The following is a 17,251-nucleotide window of genomic DNA, read 5'->3' on the forward strand; positions in this document are numbered from 1 at the left end:
ACTATTGTAAATAAGTAAAAATGCCTGCGATGCTTCCGGTGAGGCTCTGGCCGATGAATTTCTTGTGGATGTGGCCTGGATGGACGACGCGACCCGGTTGGTCACCTTCCAAGCCGGTAGCGGTTAACGATTCACGACCGAAACAGCAGGAACGCTGACAGAACAATTGACCATGACTATTGAGTAGAGGGATGCAAGCGAAGCTCAATGGATTTCAATCAGCTGTCCGGTCTTGTTCTGGTGGTAGTTGGCGCAGTCTTTTTTGTGACTGCTGTCCAGCTTTACACTTTCTGGGCGAGTGAAGCTGTACTGGTCTCAGCGACGAAGAGGTTGGACGAAAAAATCGAGACGCTCAAGCGCTTGTTTCCAAGCTTCACTTTACGACGACGCAAGGCCGCTTAACAGCTGCTGATGCGGAGGGTCTTCAACGTTGCACTGATGATTGCAACGTTGAGTATGCTCGAGCCAAGAGCGTTTTGATGGCCTCGCACCTTCAGCTTTAGGTGTCTCTCCATCACGCTGAACCAAGTTCGCTCCTGGGGTTTTGAGCTGTAGCTGACCGGTATGAAATCTGCTTCGTTAAGCAGCCTTTTCACAGGACTGCTTTATGGCTGATGACGTTGTTTCCATGATCTGCTTTCGGACTGTCTGATTGGGACCGAGCTCGCATGACTTCTGATTTTTAGTTGTGGGCTCGGAATACTTGATCTAGGTCTCAGGACTTGTTATTGAAGCTTTCCATCACTTCTGTTAAGCGTGTGATGGCTGATGTCAGTTGAACCTGGGGGTCAGGTTTTGAAGTTTCAATGGTTTCTTTCTTACGTTTCATCTTTTCAACGGCCCTCACGACAAAGAAACAGACAAAAGCAATAACAACAAAGTCTATTGCTGCAACAATGATTTCTCCTCCTGGTAATTTAGCTAGTGATTGAACATTCGCTTCTTTCAATGCTGGTTCAAGTGCATTGGTCATGATCAATTGAACAGTTGCGTTCACAACCTTTCCAAACGCACCTGCGATGATGACGGCAACTGCCAGGTCGACAACATTACCTTTGTTGATAAATGCTTTGAAATCTGAAAAGAATGTGGTTTTTTTGGGCATGCGAAAAGGGTTGTCTCTTTCTTGCTTTAGCCATGGATTTCCAAAAGCCCTATTGTTCTTAGTGGATGATTTTTATTGCTCCCTGTTTGCTCGAGCGCCATTGGATTTTGAGGCTGCTAGCTCTTGAGCGTTACTCAGGTTGTGATTGATAGGCTACATTAAGGAAGTGAGACGGTATTGATGTCTTAGATTGATTTTATTCAGTTCGTGATTAGATGTCCAAGTCCAAGAGTATTTCGACATCTCTGGACGAAATGACGACGGCTTTGAATGATTTCGAGTAATTTTATCTAAGAGATGATAGTTTTTCAAACCATGCCGGCAGATTGCCTGTCAGGCATATTTCTTGATCAGCTTTGGTGCTATCATTTTTATTAAGAACATACCACCTCTCTCTGGCATTCACGGGGTCATCCTCGAGATAGAGCTCTGTTGCCCCTCGGCTTTTGCATTTGCCCGTCATCCGCACGGTCTTATCTGCAGCATCAGCAACTGGAACAAGTAAGATTCGTTCTGCGTTGAGCCCATAGAATTCATCAGTTACGACGTTGTACTTTTGTATATCTGCTTTTGATTGTGTGGGTGATGAGAGTAGTAAGAGTACACAAATGACTGACATCAAAATGTGTTGACTTAATACTGCCAAAGCTTTTTTTAACACACTGATTAAATCGAGGTTTTTTGTTGAGTCTTTCATTGCATTATTGGTGATCGAATGCTTATTTTTTTGAGTAAATCTGCTCAAGAAAAATTGCTGTTTCTTCGACTTCAAGCATTAAATCGTCCATTGACATGATCAATGTCCATGCTGCGATGGCTACGTCCTGATCAGTCCTGTAGATGGCCATGAGCCTCTTTCTCCATTGTTCCGGTTGCGAGTCGTAGTTGGCTTTGAATTCGTAGAAACTTGGTCTCGCGGTGTTCATGGCATTTTGTAATTATTGATTATCACTGAAGCTGAAAGCTTGGGTAGTTTATTAATACTAATGAGCGTATCATTGTTTTCATCTGTTCGTTTGTTCTTGTTAGGCTCTTTAATGATTAACTTACCATTCTTGGGCAAAATCGTCAGCTGATTTTGCAATTGTTAATTTAATATTGCTTAGGTTGCTGGTATTTCGCTTTTCTGCTCATCTATTTTGTTGATTTCTTCGTTGCTTAACTCTATCACTGTTTGGCTATCGTGTCCCAGTTCAACGTCGATTAAGTTATCTATGATGATAGAAAATCCTGCTTGTTGGGCAAGGCCTACGATGCAACCTTAGCATTTTGATTCTTTTATTTTCTGCTGGAGTTTTGGATCGGCTTTTACTTTTTCTAGAAATGCTTTGAGTTGGTTTTCTGACATGTTCGTTGCAGGCTATAAATTTTTTATAGTAATAACCGGCTCAGCCGTCCGCTGCTTGAAGCCTTTCTGACATGTCTGTTGCATTGTCAAGTTGTCGTGCTGTTGAGAACCGTTGGCTTTGCAATGTTTTTCTGCAAGTTTATTTCGCCATTTGCAGCTTTGACTTGATTGTCGTGAGCTCATTGTTTTTGATCAATCAGGTCTTTATGCAACTTTTGACGTCGCGATCGATTCTGATGGGGATGCATGGCTCACTTTTCAAAAAGGTGGAGATAGGAACCAAGGTGGCGTGGCCAAGTTCAGGTTTGATCCTGTTGCCGGTCTGAGGCTTCAGCGCGAATTTTTGGGCGATTATTGTGATGTTCCTTACGTTATTGCCATTGCTCCTGATGATGGCATTTGGATTACTAACAATGGTGGAAGTCATTTGCACATTGGCAATCAATTGATCCGTATTGACCAAAATGATGGGAGCTTGGAGACATTTGATGTAGGAACTCATTCGGGACCATAGGTGGTAAATGTTGATGGAGCTGGTCATGTTTACGTCAGTGGATTTTCAAGTTTCTCATTCTGTGCTCTTGAGGAGGCAAAATATGATCCACTGCATCATCGGGGGGAGTTCCTAAGCCCATTAGGTAGTTTCAACTTGGACGGCGAGCTCGAACGTCCAATCGGGGTTGAAATTGATCCTATTGGCAATGTCTGCGTTTGTAATAATTATTCGAAGGCCCCCCCGGGAGTATGGTTGCATTGTATTTTCAAATCGTAGGACTTGCTGAACCGGTTGCTGCACCTTTGATTGGCCCCACAGTGTCACTGTAGTAAGAACATTGGTGAACTCAATTTTTACTTCTTCAGCAATAGTTTGGTTTTATATCGACTAGTTCTTTGGCCGGCGTTGTCCCTGTGATCCAGTGGATCTGGTGTTCCTCGGCTGTGTCCTGGCGAGCCAGTACGAGCATTGGTACTGCTGCCACTCCCCGCTCAATCTGGTCTCTGTAAATGCTCACAAGCTGGCGATATCGTTGTGCAGTCCAGCCGTGGTTTGCTCTGTCGCGACTTTCCCAGTATTCATGCAGGGCTCGTTGACAATCTTCCATCCCAAACTCCTGCCAGCATTTCTGCTGAGCCAGTAATGGATCGCTTCCCACTGCCATGAGTCGTTGGTAGTGGGTTAGTTCAGGTGCCTCATCGCGTCCATCCGGGGGAATGTGTCGCAGCAGCTGGTTGAGCTGTATGCGGTCGAGGCGAAGCCAGCATCGATCTCTTAGCAGGACTGGAAGCTCCCATGACCAGTCCCTAGCCTGGCTCACATCCATCAGTAAGTCGCGCAACCCAAGGCGTTGGGCTTCAGTGAGCCCCACCAGAGGCTGAGTGTTGGATGTCAACGGACCATCGCCTAGCTGTATCCCCATGATGATGTCCTTTCTCTATCGTTTGCCGTTGCCTCAGCTCACACCATCGCCTGCATCATTCGAACATTGTGATCAGCTCCCAACAGCTCAAGCATGAAATCACAGCTGCTGGAGATGGTGGATCCAGTCGTTTGTTTATTCAAGCTGACCTGTGGTGGATACAGCACTAGTACTTGGCCTCCTATTTTTCAGAGACTTGCAATTATGTCGGGAATCGCTCAGTTTGCCAGATTTTGAATTTGGATCCCATGTCAGTATGGAGTAAGAACAACCTAGCATCTGTTTTGGTCGCACGTTCTCAAGTTTTTCATGACTCCCCTTGGCAACCTGGAATGATACTTGGTGATATTCCTTCCAAGGAAGAAGATTTTGTTCTTTTCAGACCGCCGGTATTTCTGTTGTACCGAAGATTTGATTGAATTCATCAAAATGCCGTTGCAGTTCTTCGGCCTTCAGTGTTGTTTGCACATCATTCATCTATAGTGAACTTTTGAATGACACTTGTTCCATGCATCTATTGAATGCGTACACTTAGGTCATTTGCTTTTGCCAAACAAGATTTCTAGATGAAATCAGCAGCGTTGCTAGTGCAATTCGAAATGCTGTTGCCAGAATCATGATCCGTGAAACTCCAGGCTTCTGGTCCCTCTTTTCAGCCTGGCTTTGCATGAATTATGGTTGTTCTTTGAGAATTACTGCTGGAAATGGTCAGGCACGCACCATTGGAACAACTTTGCCTTTTTCCATGCCTGCAAGGCTTAAACGCGTTGTCTGTTCGGCGTTGACTTGTCGTACTTCGCCGCTTTCAGTATCAACCACAGTCAGCATTGTGACGCCATGTATTTCTTTGAACTGATCTGGATATCCAACAACCCAGCCAATCCACCAACTTGTATCAGTCGGATCAGGATTCAGTGTTGATTGCACGAGCACGAAGTCTCCAGCTTTCACCCCGACAAATGGTGGACGGTCATTGCCTTTTGGCATGGTTCTCCAGCTTTGCTGATCAGAACCTCACACCCTGATATCGCCTGAGGCGATAATTGCTTTCTAAGAGCTTGAGTCAAAGTGGTCCATAAGCATTAGGACTTATTCGATGATGGGTTTTTTTAGGAGTTTGCTTTCACGCTTCCCCTCGCTGTGTTTTTCCGAAGTGTCGGATTTGATTCAATCAACACCGCCCCTCTTTAGTGACGATTGGATCGCGATCACTTTTGAGTGTTCATCACTCATGGTGTCGATTCACTGATCGTTAAATTCAGTTCATTTGTGCCCTCAAGCACTTCTAGTGTTTGGTTTATAATTGTCTTTTCAATAGCCAATTTCTATGCTCACCAACGAGGAAAGAGAAGAGTTGCTTGCCGTTGACAGGCATGAATTCCCTGATGACTCCGATCTTGGTCGTGTTGATATAAAAAAAGCCACCATTTTGGGTCAAGCCTGGGTGAAGCTGCGTCGTGGGGAGCAACAGTCAGAGAAATCTTTCCTGGGAATGACGTCCTGAGAATGGCTCGATCAGCTGTTCAGACGACTGTGAATCTCTCGCATAGGCGATAATATTTCAGCAACTGCTGATATCGAGCAATTTCCTGCTGATCGGTCTGAGCGTCGACAATGCCAACTTTCGATATTGATTTTGGTTGAGAAGCTGCTTTCTTTGGCGCACCTTGTGTCCTTTGTTTCGTTTGCTTCTCTGCCGACAAACTGCTGACTGGCTGGATCAATGGTGTTGCCGCTTGTCATGGGTAGTCGCCCTGATCAAGGTTGCGAGTACCCCCTTGCTTTTTCAGAGCAGCTGCTCCCGCCCGATGGAGCAAGGCCAGTGGGTCTTGCCTGTTGATCAGGATCCTGCCAGCTCCAGCTGGAGCAAAGAGTTGATGGATTTGAGGACAGCTTGGATTTGTATGTGTAACTTTTGATGGAGGACCAATCGATGATCATGGCATTTGAAGCGAAGGACAAGACAGAGAGGTTCATGGATGCTGCCAAAGAGCGAGCCAGGGCAGCGTTGCATGAGACCTCACCCAAGCTGACTTCCCTTGAAAAGGGGATGCTCAAGGCGCTGAAAAGTCGTCAGCGCCCTGTCAAGCATGGGCAAAAGACCACTGTCCGCAGTTGATTTGCTGTTCAGTGCCCCTGTTCAGCAGCTGTCTGGGAGCTCAGTTCCGACTCTGTCGAGCTCATGCGAGTTCGACTGCTTCCGCTGGATTTGAACTGCGCAGGCTCCGATGACTGATCAGAGTGAGCCACCCTTGCCAGCATTTTGTTGTTGGAGCAATCAGGCTTTCGAGTGGTTCATGGCACTGCGCTGTAATCAAGCTGCAAATCGCTAACGGAATCTATTTGTCATAGACAGACTTCATTCCTTTAAGACATGTAATAAATGTCGAGTGATTTGTTTAAATAGTGTTAAAAATTTGGTCATGGATGTTTGCTTTTCTCTTTTATGTCCAGTGTGGGAAGTATCAACTCGGAACAGTTCCAATCATTACGTTTTGGCTGCCATAAAAGTGAATTGTAAAAGATTTTTAGTGAGCTCTTTTTAGTGAGCTCTACATTGTTCTTTTCTGAGCAACCGCGATTCAGCCCAGTGCAGCTCTGCGATGAATCAATATCAGATCAGCAATATCCAGTTTTTTCATTTCTTCTAGAAGTTCCTCGTAATCCATGGCCGAGGTTTTCTTGATTGATTTTTGAAGGGCGCCCATCAAACCTTGTCGTGAAGTTACGTAACAAAGTACCCTAACCGTAACGTTGTGTAAACGATCAAATGTTCCCGAGCTGGTTCATGAGGCTTTAGCGGTATCTGCTGTATCAGCCGCAGCGCCTTGCTCAGGTGCTGCAGCCGATGCCAAAGCCATCCTGCCCGGGAGCCATGCAGCGTGACCTATCCATTAGGGCGTCCCTGCTAGCTATTGGAGCGATAATGCGTTTCTTGTTCGCTCACACACCCCATAGGTGAGCAATGGTGATTGTTCGTCCTGGTTTCTTTGCAGGGCTAAAACCCAAAACACAACCATTCCCAGTCTTGCTTTCACACGACTGTCAGTTGTTGAAGAGTTGGAGACAGGATGATTGTCTCTGGAATTGACGTTGTGAATGAGCGTTCTCAATCGATACGGGACAACTATCACGCCTGCTCTAGCTTTGATGTGTCGAATTTGGCTTTGACCGATGGGGTCCGCCAATGACCCGTCTCAGCTGATGTGCGACTCGCCCGTTGAGGTTGTATTGCTCTCTTTTTCGTGGACGCCACAACAATTTGTACATTCCTGGATCGGATGGCTTCCAATGGCAGGCTAATCCCCATCAGGATGAATCTTTTTCTCTTGGTAGTGAGTTGATCCAATCATGATTGGTATTCAATTGCTTTTTCCCAGCCTTGTCTTAACAAGCATCTTTCGAGCATCAGATAACTTTAAACTTTGTGCTAAATAATTGGCTTATTCGTTTATGGAATATATTTGAAGACTGAATTCAAACTCACTTGAGACGCCTGTTTGAGCAAGCACTTCGAGCTACATCGCTGCTGATGTTTTCTCCAAGGCCCTCCAGATTGCGAGCAGTCTGGTTTTATAAAGGAATGGCAGCATCGACAACCCAGCCTTGCTCCTTGAGCCTTTCGGCTTCGTATGAAGCCTGTTCAGTCGGCACTTCGATGAGGCGGAATCCGTCGCCTTTGCTGCAATACAGCCTGGTTTGTCCAATCACAGCGGCGCCCTCCGAGTTGGGACATAGCCAGTCTGCTGCATAACGCCTTATCGGGAAGGTCCTGAAACCGTACCGGCTTGTGCGGCTCTCCCATCTCGCGAGCCACATTCAGTGGCAATAGACCGAAAAGGTCTTAAACGGAGACACCCATGACAACGACAAAGCCGCCGGTACATGAAGTGAATCTTGCCCAGGACAAGGGGCATGTGTTCACCGAAGCCACAATGATGAAAATGCAGGCTGAAAAAAGAAGAAATCTAAGAGCGGATCGTCTTGATAACGACTTCAGTTGGGGCGAAGCTCTGCTGAGCTGTTTCGGTAATCACCATCTCTGAACGTATTGGTTTTCAAGGTCATCAAAGTTATGCGTCATGGCTTGTTGAGCGCGCTCTCTGTGGAGTCAATTCGATCAGATTCGTTATTGCTCGCAATGGAGTTTCTGATCGAAGTGATACCCCAATGGTCCGCAAGAACGGCGATGACCCCATCAGCTGCTTGATTGAGCACCGTCTCTAGCCGCTGGTTGTGCTCCTCGCTGGTTTCGCAGCCAAATGAACTGTCTTTTTGGAGATCCGCCTTGCTAATCCACTCCATGCGGGCGCGCTCATCCTCAGTGCAATTGGCGCGTATCCACGTTACGGCAAAAGCGATGAGCGATTGTCTTGCTGCGGCTGCTGTTTTGTGCAGGTCGGATTCCATCAACAGCACGTCCATTGCAAGTTTCAAAGCCCAGAACAGGTGAGAAGCTAGGCGTTTCTCAAAGTTGATTCTGATCAGATGATCCCAGGATCTGTTGCATGTTCTGGGGCCAGGCCGTAGTTGTTGCAGCGCGATCGCTAAGTCAGTTCCAAGATCAGTTGCTCTGACGCGATCCCGACTGCATCATCAGCTCGAACCCTTCCACTCTTGATATTGGTGTGATTCGTGTAATGAGGCCTGGTTTATCAGAGTTGTGGGCCAGAAAGCAACCAGTCGTACACGAGCCCAGTGCAGCTTGCCTTTTGCGGCCTTTCGACTGATCTGATCAATCAACCGCTGAAATGGTCGGCTAGAGATCAGCTCTCCTGGGCAAACAGCTGGGGTAACATTCGTGAAATAAAAGCTGACCAGTAAGCCAGAGCCATCGCGATAGTGATTCGCGTTGCAATCAACCGCTGTTCACTTCAGCATCTGAGACTGATTCGCGGGTCGGTCATCCACTTCAGCTCTTCGGAAGCAGATCGTGATGCTTCAGAGATTCCTGTTATGTGTCCAGATTGGCTTTCAGTGGTCCGTTATCTGGTTGCTCCAGCAATTTCGTTAGGGTCGATCATATCCATGGAGCACCTGTTAAATCGTTCACGGCATCACAGTTTTGCTTCCTTGCCTTCGACGCAAACAATGAAAGGGAAACGTCATGGTCAGGACAGGCATTCCATGTGCGGGTTTGATACGTTTGTCTTGAGACGTTGGACTTTTTTTTATCGATCTGGTTGATCTGAAGTATCAAATTGATTCCTCTCTCTCTCCCCCCGCCGCCTGTTGAAACCTTAGTGGTGCACTGGAATGCCTTTTCCTATGACACTTTTGAAAATCGTTTAGAGGCGAAAAAATTACCCTTCAAGCGACTGTCGGCGCGACCGCGTTTTAGGGCTTATCGGCTTGGTGGGATTTTATTTGTCCATCCTTTATTGCGCTGCGCGAATCATGGGGTTCCCGATCTTCCTCAGCAATGCATTCGCTTGCTTGAGGACCTCTTCAAGCGACACCGACCTGAACGTCTCTTCACTCTGCAAACCGGAGGTATTCCGGCACCCGGATCTGCCAGGATCAACAGTCTTTATCGCATCACACAGATTCAATTTCAGGGTTCGTGCCTTCCTGTCAATGGAACTGGCACCGACGGTCCACCTCCTGCGATGATGTTGTATGACCTTGGCTGGGTAAGTAGTGGTCTGGAGCCTGCAGTCTGCAGCCAACGCCCTCTTCTGCTTTCATCCAATTCCCTCTCCATTCCTTGGCTTCAGCGAAAAGGAGTGATTGATTCATCTACACAAGTTGAGATTTTAATAGCTGTCACAGATGTCGACGCTCAGGATGCAGAACAGTCTCATAGACAGTATGAATCCAATAAACAATTGGCCGCAGATGCACTCGTTTCATTGCTTTGGAAACAACTTGAACTTTGATTCAGAAATCTCCCCTGGGATTGTGCGGTTCTATGCTTCTAGTGTTGATTGGTTGAGAGATTTTCTGCTTGTTGATTGTCCAATGAATGATTGATTGCGATGAAGCCAAATTCCCTGTTTAAATTTGCATTTAATCACAAAGCTCTTGTTTATAATCTTGGCGCGATCAGCTCGTATTTCTCACAACTTTGTTTTCTGGCGCATGCTGTTTATCTTTTGATACACCATCTTAGGCCACACTGGTCTCTTGCAAGTTTTGCGTTTTTCAGCCTTACATCGATTGTTTTGATGGCTCCCTATAAGTGGGATAGAAAGTGGATGCGTTACAAGAGTACAGTTGGCATGATTTCTTTTACTTTGGTTCTTAGTATCTATGCAATCTGTTGGCTCCAAAACTAGATGCCTGTTTTTTGATTGCAGCACTCAGCTCTTCCAGGTGAACCTCGCTCAAGCAGTTTGTCAGCTCATGGCCAGGGATTGTCCAATGAATTGGTTGCTGATGTATTCACGTTCGCCTTGGTGAAGTAATGTGGATGAATAAGTGAGCAAATAAATGATCAATCGGCTTCCGGTCATCCTGTTTGCGCTTGGTTTAGCAGGATGCAGTTATCCATCTGAGCAGAAAGCAAAAGAAGCGTGTGATAAGTGGAGAAACAGGCATGCAGCAGTGACGATTATCAGTTACAGAGACGAGCAGCCACTCAAGCCTGCAGACCGAGGCAAAGAGTTGGGGATTATCTTGAAAGAGATAGAAGAGGAGGATTTAAGTGCTTACAGAGATGCCGATAGATTCCGAGCAGAAACAAAAGCATTCCAGATGGATTTCTATGAAGAGCTAGTTCAAGAGGATCGGGAAGGTCGTGAATTGATTGAGCATGAAGTTACTGCTCGATGGTGTAGAGAAGACAGTGTTAATCAACAAATTCTCGGGTATGAAAATAAAAAGGTCATCACTAAAGTCTGGCAGAACCAACAGGGAGCGAAAGGTAAGGGTGAGGCGATCAAGCGCTTTCGCTACTGACCAGACCAGAGAATTGAAGTTTGTCTCAGCTTTAATCATCAAATCTTGTATCAGTCATATGTCAGTCTCTTCTTTGTGCAAAATATTGCATTTGGCCCGAAGTGCTCTGGCCCATAGTGCAAGTATGAACCCAAGTAGTAAGCCTGAAAGGTTCCCAATAAAGTCAAGCCATTCTCCATGGCGATTCACATAAGGCTGAATAACTTCGATCAGTCCGCTGTACAAGGCGAATAGTAGGATTATGTACATCCATCCTGTTGGCCTGCGTAAAGAAGCGGGAAATGCCAGGGCTGCGTATGAGATCAAGTGGTGTGTTTTGTCTGATCCAGGAGCATCAGCAAGTTCTGCTAGCGGCGTCAACGACAGTACTGTAATACTGGAAAGAATGAAGATGCTGATAATCAGCCAGTGTTTTTCGACAGTGTTAATTGCCTGAATCTTCATGCTTAATTTACTTAGAAAGCGCCAGTCGCTGGCATTGCTTCATTCTGTTCGTTGGGGTTGGTTGTCATTCGTTGAGCAATTGCTAGTAGGCCTACGAGAATGCCAAGAGCCAAGGCGGCAAGTAAAAGTCTGTTCGTGGTCATAGACCTGAAAATTACTCGATCAGCCTAGTCGGTCAGTTGGTAGTCTTTATGTAACCCCTCAAGTCTTTTATGAATCAATTGTTTACGGAAATTGTAAGAGTTGCTGGTCTTGCCATTTGTTTGCAGTTATATGGACTTGTCCACACCCTTGCTGCTAACTACGCCACTGATGAAAATAAAGCAAAAAAGATTGAGAGAGATGGATTTTTTTCAAGTCATACCTGGAAAGTTGCCTTAGCGGGTGCTGTTTTCTTTTGGGTTTTAATGTTCAACTGGGGAAAAACCTGCCTAAAAACGTAAATCTTTGTGCTTTGCTAATGAATGCATTGATTCCGGTTTAATTGTTATGAAATTTATCTCGTTCCTTGGCGCACTAGTCCTCTCGGTTTCTCCCGGCTTCGCTGGCAACTATGTTTATTTAAACTGTGAAGTTGAGGTTGTCAATACAAAAACAGACTTGGATGCAAACAATGTTTTAGAAGAGAATTCAAAGACTGGATCGATTGTGTTCAAGGTTGATCTTGATAATAGTAGAAGTATGGGAGCTGGAGCCAGTGATTGGGAGGATATTCAGATTGTTGACGGTGTTATAAGAGACTTGCGTATTGGTGAGGTCGATGGATTCAGATATGAGGCTAAACGTGCTGTGCGGATACAGCCTCCTGGTAAGTTTTCTGTGAATACAGTCGCTTTGAGCGACAAAATCTTGGTCACGATTTCTACTGAAGGGCAATGTTCTGAAATTGATGCATTGGTGTTTGATGAAGCCAAGTGATGCGTTTGATTCCTTGTATCGGTTTTCCGTTTTTCGCCACGATCGCCAATGAGCTGCGATGCCTCTGCGGGGCTTCATTAATGCAGCAAGGGGCGTTCCCTCGGCTCAGGGGGACAGGCTCGCTGTCCAGGTGCGGTTGCTGGTTGTATAGACCAAAGGGCTCTGCGGCAATGGTCAGCAGGTGGTCTTGTGAAGGCCGAGTCACAACGCGATCGTCTAGAGGCAGGTCATGCGGAGTACGGCCGGATCCTTGGCTTTTTGTGGGTTTGATCACTTCTGCCTGGTGAGTTGATCAAAGTTGTTTGATTCAGCGAGAGGATTTTTTCGGTATTGCTTGACGAGTCATTGGTTCGATCGTCGGGACCAAAACACCCTTTTTGTTGTCACGTACAACCCAATAACTTACGACAGCTGCAGTGATGAGCACAAAAACCACTGCAGCACGAACCATGTGGTGTGTGATGTCTTCAGGGTGTCGAGTCCATTTTTTATTCATGAAAAACAGTTCCCGACTCATTCTTGTGGCAATTGAGTGGTTGGTGCTGCTAACAATCGAATGATTCCTTAATTGGCATCTCTTCTGTCCGTACAGTCCAGCCAGTCTGTGTCACCAGTTTCAGCTTCAATCAAAATCGTGTAGTGATGCCGAGCGCTTCCTTCTCAGCCTGAGCTCTGTTGCTAAGAAGCTTTCGCACTGCTTCATTATGTTCTTTGTTCTGCCCGGGCATTCGGTGGGCAGCCATCGGAACAGTTCGGGACTGGTGATGACGGCCGAGGCTTTTGGCTTCACAGTGGGGTGAAGTTAAGACATCTGATTCATTCCAATGGCAGAGGAAACACGCCAAATAACGATTACAAGAGAAGAAGCCGATTTGATCAACCTCGCGTTGGAACTCCTAGTGGACTCCCGCGTTGAGCAGTTGAAGGAATTGTTGCTGCATCAGAAAGCTCGCTGGCAGACGGAAGAGGGCCGAGCAACTGTTTTTTCTTTGCGTGACCGCGCTCTTTACCCAGAGCCTCGTTGGGACGATCTTCGTTGAATTCCGATCGCCTGTTGCGTTCATGGCTGATGCCAGAGCAGGTGGTGAGGGAGAAGCATGAGTATCCCGACCGCTATGGACACCTGTTTGTCTCCACCTCCTGGGTAGGACGCCCGCTTCACAGCTTCGCATTACTACGAGTGACGTAGCCAACCGCCCTGAATGATATGGTGCATTTCCTTCCAGTTGATCCATCAGCTGCGTCGTGTGGCTTCGCATAGCGATTTCCTCGGCGGTTTCGTTCAGCAGTTCCCAGTGCTTCAGATGAATGAATCTACTTATGCCTTCATCAGAAGCCGCAAACTGAAGATTGATCTTATGGAAGATAGTTCTGAGCCGACCTGGTCAGATGCAGATATTTTATTTGAGGCTTTGCAGACGGGGTGAAGCTATCTGTGATGGCATCGGTTGTGATCTCTCGTATTGCTGCTGTGAGAAATCGCGCCAGCTCAGCCATTCAGCTAGTGTAATCGCCTCGGCTCCGAAAAATCCAGCATCAAAGTGACTTCTTTTCGAATGTCGTAGCTTACAAAAACTTGTGAAATCAACCAACAATGAATGTCTTGAGCTTGACCCTTAAAAAACTTTTTTATAAATTGCACAGCACTTCTTAGAGTCTTGAATTGCATCGAGCCAATTCCTTGCTTGTAATAGGTATAAATGGTTTCAAATGCACTGCTTCTCTCCCAGAGTTGGAAGCGCTCACCATTAGAGAGGGTGAAGTTCCATGCATCTGCTGCACCAAGTTTATGATGATGTTCTGTGGTGCTTGTAAGTCCCTCTTCGATCACGGTGTCAATAAAGTTCTTTGTTTCTTCAGCAGATAGATTGCAGAGAGCTGTCATTGCATCCATAGCCAGTATCCCCACCATGATTGATCAGTCGGTCGTTTGGTTGTAATTGATTGATAAGGGTTTGATGAGAAATTGCTGAGTTTCTTGAGGGATGAGTCGCACTCCATTGATGAGTTCAGTGTATTGATCATGTAGTGAAGTTTTCCTTCCCGCGATGTCGCAATACAAAAAACACGTACTCTGCGTGGCTGATGATTGGTTCCGGAGGCTGCTGTTTCGCCTGAGTCGCTTCATGATTTCCGCTCATGCTTCAGAAGTGCAACTGAACTCCAAAGCCTGCAGGTTGTTCAGAAACATATCCTCGGCCAAATCCATGGGTTGGAATTATGCGGGGGTAACGATTGACCTCAAGGAGATATTCTCTCCGCGCACATCTGTAGTCACGAGTTTCACGACGCATTTCTCTGCGGAGCTGCCTCAGCTCATGCCGTCTTTGATGCTCGTAGCCCCTGTCTTCTGCAGCGGGTGCCATTGTCCAAGTTGTGGCTTCAATCAACCCGGTGCAAAGAATCGCTTTGGTGCGAACCCAAAGAGGTTCTGGTGCGCTTTTCGGGAACGTCTCAGATCGTCTGGTCAGCCTTGGATCAGCTCCTGAGGAAGTGGACGACATCGATGTTCCGTGGAAACAACAAACACTGTCGATGGGGGGGGGGGAGATTGGTTGGAGATTGAGTGTTCGTCCCTCCTCTTTGGTGATGATCAATGCAGCGAATGAACACCACATCCCCATTCAGGCTGCTTCTGAGAGCTTGACGCCCTGGTTTGGATCGCCCCCGTTGATTCCCTTCAGGAGGCAGACTCCACCAGAGTCAACTCTCTATCGGGCCAGCCATGAATCACTGCCACCCGCTGACAGCCGTTCATTGAGGCTCAGCTGATGAACTTCCCCAATGGCTTTGGTGGTGGCTGGGGCCAAAGCGGCGGTAATCGCGGTTTTCGAGAAATCGAACCCGTTTGCAAGCCTGGACCGGATTTCGATTCATGTGCTCGGCATCAGCTCATCGGCTCCAGTGCGGTGGTTCTGGCGATTGTCCTGTTCGTTGGACTCTCAGGGTTTGTCGTCTGGTTTGTTGTGACCGATCAATGGTTTGCTTTGGCAGACAAGCTTCGTCGACTGCGTCATCGAAAGCGGTACTGATCATTCGGAACTAATCAGCTGCGCTGAGCATCGGTTAACAGGATCCACAGTGTCCGAGTCTTGACTGCGGTCCGCTGACTCCGTTCCTGTCGATAAAGATCGAGAATCAGGTCTCAGTCCATGTGGTTGATGCAGACGGCAAAAGCCACAGCGCTGACCCAGATCCAGCTGTGATCAACCCGACTCAGCCACGGCACAGGCCAAGGATCGGACTGCATGTCCACCTTTTCACGGCTATCGACGTGGCCATGACAGCCGCTCTTGCTGTCAGTCCTCATGGCAATAATCTTCGCGTTACAGCTTGGATCAAGAGATGTTCGGCTAGATGTACCCCAAGGTGCAATGCAAACAAAAAGCCCCAGTATTTGTTGGGGCTTTGAGGGGATAGATTCCAGATTCATGACCACTTGATCAATACTCCCTTCGCCTTCTCGAGGTACCGCATTCACTCGGAGAAAGCCGACCTGCTCCACAGGCGTCCTGTAGTACCTCCCATCGCTTGATTGGTGTGTTTGCACCATGACTATTAATCATTACATATACAGCTGGGGTGATCAGATGTTGTTTCAAAAGCTGTTGATTCGTTAAAGCAGACGCTGGAATCCCAGGTAGTGATGTGATGACTAGCGCGCAGCAAAGTGCTTTTAGAGAGTTGTGCGTCATGGGTGCAAGTGGGAACAGATCACGACTTCGGCCATTGGCTTGAGATCAGCGATTTCAGCGGTTTGTGGCGTATTGAGCCTTCGACTCCTTCAAGCTCACAGTGCTTCTGGTGAATCCAGCCACACTGCTCTGGTGATTTTCCCAAGAAGCTTTGGCGAGCTTCTGGTGAATCGATCAGATTCCACTTACAGGCTGGAATCAGTACATGCGGAAGTTGGTGACGGCATGGCTCCAGGGTACTCAATCCGCACCGTGGTTACGGCGGTTGGTGTTGGCTGAGCAGCCTTGCTGTAACTGACGCCTCGGATGGATTAAAACCATCGATCGACGGCATAAACGGCAATTTTTAATTCCGTTGAGCAAGAATTTTCTTTTCTATGACTGATTTGTTAACGCCTGGGGGGCATTGGTAAAGACTCTGAAACGGGCGTTTCGTCCAACGGTGCTCACATCAGTTTTCTCTTCCGTCAATGGCAGTTGACGCGCCGATCAAGTCCAGAACCATGGCGGTCAGCCGAGCTGGCAACAGTTCAAAGCTCAGCAGCTCAGAGCAACGAGGGCAACGATGACGATGGCGGCGCTGATGGGCTCCATGGCGTTCTCCTGTCTGAATTCACCATCGATCAGATGGCTTGAATTCACCATCCCCCTTTCGAGGGAAAGACATTGTGAGCACCATCACAGCCCTGCTTGAGGTCTGTCATCGATTCCAAAGCGGATCCTGGAAATGGTGTGCCCATCGAAACCGTACAACTCACCAAAGCTCGTAAGAGCAATGCCTCGTTCTCATGACTGGGTGGGATTGTCTGCAATGACTTCTGCCAATGCAACGCCATCGAAGCCCGGGCAATGGTGCTCAGATGCGCGAGATAAACCGCTCCTACTCACTTCTGCCCTTTGAGATTCACTCGCAGACTCCAACGCACACGAAGGTCCCTGGATCGCTGAAGGCAAGAATCATCAAAACGGCCACGATGCTTCCAGCAATCAGCACAACAGGCCATATTTCCTCTTCAGGGCGCATTTCAAGAAATAACCTTTGAAGTCTGATAAGAGAACTCTGCTTCTCACGGAACTTGCTAGTCAAGATCCTGAAACCGAACCTTCCAGGGCGGCTGTCACCCTTTCGTGAAGCATCTAGCGGCCATAGACCTAAAAGGTTCCACCTGGTGGTACTCATGTCAGCAACTGCCCTTCGACCCGATCTCACTGCAGAGCAAAGCCGCCGTGCACGACTCGCAAAAATTGATCTGGATGAGGCCATCTATGAGGCCGCTGAACAGCATCCTGATATTTGGCCACGCGGGCTGATCACCAAAATCGCCACGGAACTCGGAGTCACACCGGCAACAGTTCGTCGTGAACGGACCATGCTTTTGCCAGGAGTCAAAAGCGCACCTGAACTGGGCTGGTGAATAGTCAG

General features: G+C 47.3%; 24 protein-coding genes. 15 read left to right on the forward strand and 9 right to left on the reverse strand.

Annotated elements, in window-relative coordinates:
• Window positions 1-715 precede the first annotated feature (715 nt).
• From mscL to SIB58_RS01560, 3 genes are all read right to left on the reverse strand, one after another.
• Window positions 716-1,105, reverse strand: a complete 390-nt coding sequence (mscL, locus tag SIB58_RS01550; protein WP_066910407.1) for a large conductance mechanosensitive channel protein MscL — start codon at window positions 1,103-1,105, stop codon at window positions 716-718.
• A 286-nt stretch (window positions 1,106-1,391) separates the two neighbouring features.
• On the reverse strand, window positions 1,392-1,877 hold the full coding sequence (locus tag SIB58_RS01555) for a hypothetical protein (RefSeq protein ID WP_156486665.1): 486 nt from the start codon (window positions 1,875-1,877) through the stop codon (window positions 1,392-1,394).
• A gap of 489 nt (window positions 1,878-2,366) precedes the next feature.
• Entirely contained in the window at window positions 2,367-2,453 is an 87-nt protein-coding gene (locus SIB58_RS01560) for a Nif11-like leader peptide family RiPP precursor (RefSeq protein ID WP_074159356.1), read from the reverse strand.
• 289 nt (window positions 2,454-2,742) lie between these two features.
• Here SIB58_RS01560 and SIB58_RS01565 point away from each other — a divergent pair, with 289 nt between their 5' ends.
• Entirely contained in the window at window positions 2,743-2,967 is a 225-nt protein-coding gene (locus SIB58_RS01565; protein ID WP_156486666.1) for a hypothetical protein, read from the forward strand.
• Window positions 2,968-3,310: 343 nt separating this feature from the next.
• Here the strand turns inward: SIB58_RS01565 and SIB58_RS01570 are convergent, their stop codons facing one another.
• Together SIB58_RS01570 and SIB58_RS01575 are read right to left on the reverse strand one after the other, a co-directional pair.
• Window positions 3,311-3,871, reverse strand: a complete 561-nt coding sequence (locus tag SIB58_RS01570; protein ID WP_066910422.1) for a hypothetical protein — start codon at window positions 3,869-3,871, stop codon at window positions 3,311-3,313.
• A 708-nt stretch (window positions 3,872-4,579) separates the two neighbouring features.
• Window positions 4,580-4,858: a DUF3104 domain-containing protein gene (locus tag SIB58_RS01575; RefSeq protein ID WP_067326534.1), complete on the reverse strand. Its 279-nt coding sequence runs from the start codon at window positions 4,856-4,858 to the stop codon at window positions 4,580-4,582.
• Window positions 4,859-5,198: 340 nt separating this feature from the next.
• On the opposite strand from SIB58_RS01575, the gene SIB58_RS01580 reads away from it, so the two are divergent.
• Both SIB58_RS01580 and SIB58_RS01585 read left to right on the forward strand, forming a co-directional pair.
• Window positions 5,199-5,375 (forward strand): hypothetical protein, encoded by a 177-nt coding sequence (locus SIB58_RS01580; RefSeq protein ID WP_156486667.1) that lies wholly within the window; start codon window positions 5,199-5,201, stop codon window positions 5,373-5,375.
• A gap of 435 nt (window positions 5,376-5,810) precedes the next feature.
• Entirely contained in the window at window positions 5,811-5,990 is a 180-nt protein-coding gene (locus SIB58_RS01585; RefSeq protein WP_066910563.1) for a hypothetical protein, read from the forward strand.
• Window positions 5,991-6,453: 463 nt separating this feature from the next.
• Here the strand turns inward: SIB58_RS01585 and SIB58_RS01590 are convergent, their stop codons facing one another.
• Complete coding sequence (locus SIB58_RS01590) at window positions 6,454-6,579, reverse strand: hypothetical protein (protein ID WP_255355651.1); 126 nt, start codon at window positions 6,577-6,579, stop codon at window positions 6,454-6,456.
• A 1,152-nt stretch (window positions 6,580-7,731) separates the two neighbouring features.
• Here SIB58_RS01590 and SIB58_RS01595 point away from each other — a divergent pair.
• Window positions 7,732-7,917: a hypothetical protein gene (locus tag SIB58_RS01595; protein WP_067326537.1), complete on the forward strand. Its 186-nt coding sequence runs from the start codon at window positions 7,732-7,734 to the stop codon at window positions 7,915-7,917.
• A gap of 34 nt (window positions 7,918-7,951) precedes the next feature.
• Here the strand turns inward: SIB58_RS01595 and SIB58_RS01600 are convergent, their stop codons facing one another.
• Window positions 7,952-8,296, reverse strand: coding sequence for a hypothetical protein (locus SIB58_RS01600; protein ID WP_067326539.1), 345 nt, complete (start codon window positions 8,294-8,296; stop codon window positions 7,952-7,954).
• Window positions 8,297-9,072: 776 nt separating this feature from the next.
• Between SIB58_RS01600 and SIB58_RS01605 the strand changes: the two genes are divergently transcribed.
• Window positions 9,073-9,750, forward strand: coding sequence for a hypothetical protein (locus SIB58_RS01605; protein WP_156486668.1), 678 nt, complete (start codon window positions 9,073-9,075; stop codon window positions 9,748-9,750).
• Between the two features lie 553 nt (window positions 9,751-10,303).
• Window positions 10,304-10,771 (forward strand): hypothetical protein, encoded by a 468-nt coding sequence (locus SIB58_RS01610; RefSeq protein WP_066910435.1) that lies wholly within the window; start codon window positions 10,304-10,306, stop codon window positions 10,769-10,771.
• A gap of 54 nt (window positions 10,772-10,825) precedes the next feature.
• Here SIB58_RS01610 and SIB58_RS01615 read toward each other — a convergent pair whose 3' ends face one another.
• Window positions 10,826-11,215 (reverse strand): VanZ family protein, encoded by a 390-nt coding sequence (locus tag SIB58_RS01615; RefSeq protein ID WP_066910438.1) that lies wholly within the window; start codon window positions 11,213-11,215, stop codon window positions 10,826-10,828.
• A 212-nt stretch (window positions 11,216-11,427) separates the two neighbouring features.
• Here SIB58_RS01615 and SIB58_RS01620 point away from each other — a divergent pair, with 212 nt between their 5' ends.
• The 5 genes from SIB58_RS01620 (at window position 11,428) to SIB58_RS01640 (ending at window position 13,560) form a co-directional block, all read left to right on the forward strand.
• Window positions 11,428-11,658, forward strand: coding sequence for a hypothetical protein (locus SIB58_RS01620; protein WP_066910443.1), 231 nt, complete (start codon window positions 11,428-11,430; stop codon window positions 11,656-11,658).
• Window positions 11,659-11,704: 46 nt separating this feature from the next.
• Complete coding sequence (locus SIB58_RS01625; RefSeq protein ID WP_066910446.1) at window positions 11,705-12,133, forward strand: hypothetical protein; 429 nt, start codon at window positions 11,705-11,707, stop codon at window positions 12,131-12,133.
• 824 nt (window positions 12,134-12,957) lie between these two features.
• Window positions 12,958-13,173: a hypothetical protein gene (locus SIB58_RS01630; protein WP_066910448.1), complete on the forward strand. Its 216-nt coding sequence runs from the start codon at window positions 12,958-12,960 to the stop codon at window positions 13,171-13,173.
• On the forward strand, window positions 13,170-13,322 hold the full coding sequence (locus tag SIB58_RS01635) for a hypothetical protein (RefSeq protein WP_156486669.1): 153 nt from the start codon (window positions 13,170-13,172) through the stop codon (window positions 13,320-13,322). Before SIB58_RS01630 ends, SIB58_RS01635 begins: the two co-directional genes overlap by 4 nt.
• Before the next feature lie 37 nt (window positions 13,323-13,359).
• The gene (locus SIB58_RS01640; protein ID WP_156486670.1) at window positions 13,360-13,560 is read left to right on the forward strand and encodes a hypothetical protein; all 201 of its coding nucleotides are present in this window, start codon (window positions 13,360-13,362) and stop codon (window positions 13,558-13,560) included.
• A 74-nt stretch (window positions 13,561-13,634) separates the two neighbouring features.
• Here the strand turns inward: SIB58_RS01640 and SIB58_RS01645 are convergent, their stop codons facing one another.
• A complete protein-coding gene (locus tag SIB58_RS01645; protein WP_066910454.1) occupies window positions 13,635-14,045 on the reverse strand; it encodes a hypothetical protein in 411 nt (136 codons plus the stop codon).
• Between the two features lie 464 nt (window positions 14,046-14,509).
• Between SIB58_RS01645 and SIB58_RS01650 the strand changes: the two genes are divergently transcribed.
• The 4 genes from SIB58_RS01650 (at window position 14,510) to SIB58_RS01665 (ending at window position 17,243) form a co-directional block, all read left to right on the forward strand.
• Window positions 14,510-14,905, forward strand: coding sequence for a hypothetical protein (locus SIB58_RS01650; RefSeq protein ID WP_067326541.1), 396 nt, complete (start codon window positions 14,510-14,512; stop codon window positions 14,903-14,905).
• Entirely contained in the window at window positions 14,905-15,165 is a 261-nt protein-coding gene (locus SIB58_RS01655; protein WP_066910460.1) for a hypothetical protein, read from the forward strand. Before SIB58_RS01650 ends, SIB58_RS01655 begins: the two co-directional genes overlap by 1 nt.
• Window positions 15,166-15,900: 735 nt before the next feature.
• Window positions 15,901-16,107: a hypothetical protein gene (locus tag SIB58_RS01660; RefSeq protein ID WP_066910463.1), complete on the forward strand. Its 207-nt coding sequence runs from the start codon at window positions 15,901-15,903 to the stop codon at window positions 16,105-16,107.
• 899 nt (window positions 16,108-17,006) lie between these two features.
• Entirely contained in the window at window positions 17,007-17,243 is a 237-nt protein-coding gene (locus SIB58_RS01665; RefSeq protein WP_066910466.1) for a hypothetical protein, read from the forward strand.
• Window positions 17,244-17,251: the final 8 nt, after the last annotated feature.

This window comes from Synechococcus sp. MIT S9504 (assembly GCF_047497135.1).
Classification (GTDB): Bacteria; Cyanobacteriota; Cyanobacteriia; order PCC-6307; family Cyanobiaceae; genus Synechococcus_C.

Bases quoted from the DNA above. Each gene is read 5' to 3' on its own strand.
- mscL (WP_066910407.1), bottom strand. From the start codon at position 1,105: ATGCCCAAAAAAACCACATTCTTTTCAGATTTCAAAGCATTTATCAAC.
- SIB58_RS01560 (WP_074159356.1), bottom strand. From the start codon at position 2,453: ATGTCAGAAAACCAACTCAAAGCATTTCTAGAAAAAGTAAAAGCCGAT.
- SIB58_RS01570 (WP_066910422.1), bottom strand. From the start codon at position 3,871: ATGGGGATACAGCTAGGCGATGGTCCGTTGACATCCAACACTCAGCCT.
- SIB58_RS01575 (WP_067326534.1), bottom strand. From the start codon at position 4,858: ATGCCAAAAGGCAATGACCGTCCACCATTTGTCGGGGTGAAAGCTGGA.
- SIB58_RS01580 (WP_156486667.1), top strand. From the start codon at position 5,199: ATGCTCACCAACGAGGAAAGAGAAGAGTTGCTTGCCGTTGACAGGCAT.
- SIB58_RS01585 (WP_066910563.1), top strand. From the start codon at position 5,811: ATGGCATTTGAAGCGAAGGACAAGACAGAGAGGTTCATGGATGCTGCC.
- SIB58_RS01590 (WP_255355651.1), bottom strand. From the start codon at position 6,579: ATGGGCGCCCTTCAAAAATCAATCAAGAAAACCTCGGCCATGGATTAC.
- SIB58_RS01595 (WP_067326537.1), top strand. From the start codon at position 7,732: ATGACAACGACAAAGCCGCCGGTACATGAAGTGAATCTTGCCCAGGAC.
- SIB58_RS01600 (WP_067326539.1), bottom strand. From the start codon at position 8,296: ATGGACGTGCTGTTGATGGAATCCGACCTGCACAAAACAGCAGCCGCA.
- SIB58_RS01610 (WP_066910435.1), top strand. From the start codon at position 10,304: ATGATCAATCGGCTTCCGGTCATCCTGTTTGCGCTTGGTTTAGCAGGA.
- SIB58_RS01615 (WP_066910438.1), bottom strand. From the start codon at position 11,215: ATGAAGATTCAGGCAATTAACACTGTCGAAAAACACTGGCTGATTATC.
- SIB58_RS01620 (WP_066910443.1), top strand. From the start codon at position 11,428: ATGAATCAATTGTTTACGGAAATTGTAAGAGTTGCTGGTCTTGCCATT.
- SIB58_RS01625 (WP_066910446.1), top strand. From the start codon at position 11,705: ATGAAATTTATCTCGTTCCTTGGCGCACTAGTCCTCTCGGTTTCTCCC.
- SIB58_RS01630 (WP_066910448.1), top strand. From the start codon at position 12,958: ATGGCAGAGGAAACACGCCAAATAACGATTACAAGAGAAGAAGCCGAT.
- SIB58_RS01645 (WP_066910454.1), bottom strand. From the start codon at position 14,045: ATGGTGGGGATACTGGCTATGGATGCAATGACAGCTCTCTGCAATCTA.
- SIB58_RS01655 (WP_066910460.1), top strand. From the start codon at position 14,905: ATGAACTTCCCCAATGGCTTTGGTGGTGGCTGGGGCCAAAGCGGCGGT.
- SIB58_RS01665 (WP_066910466.1), top strand. From the start codon at position 17,007: ATGTCAGCAACTGCCCTTCGACCCGATCTCACTGCAGAGCAAAGCCGC.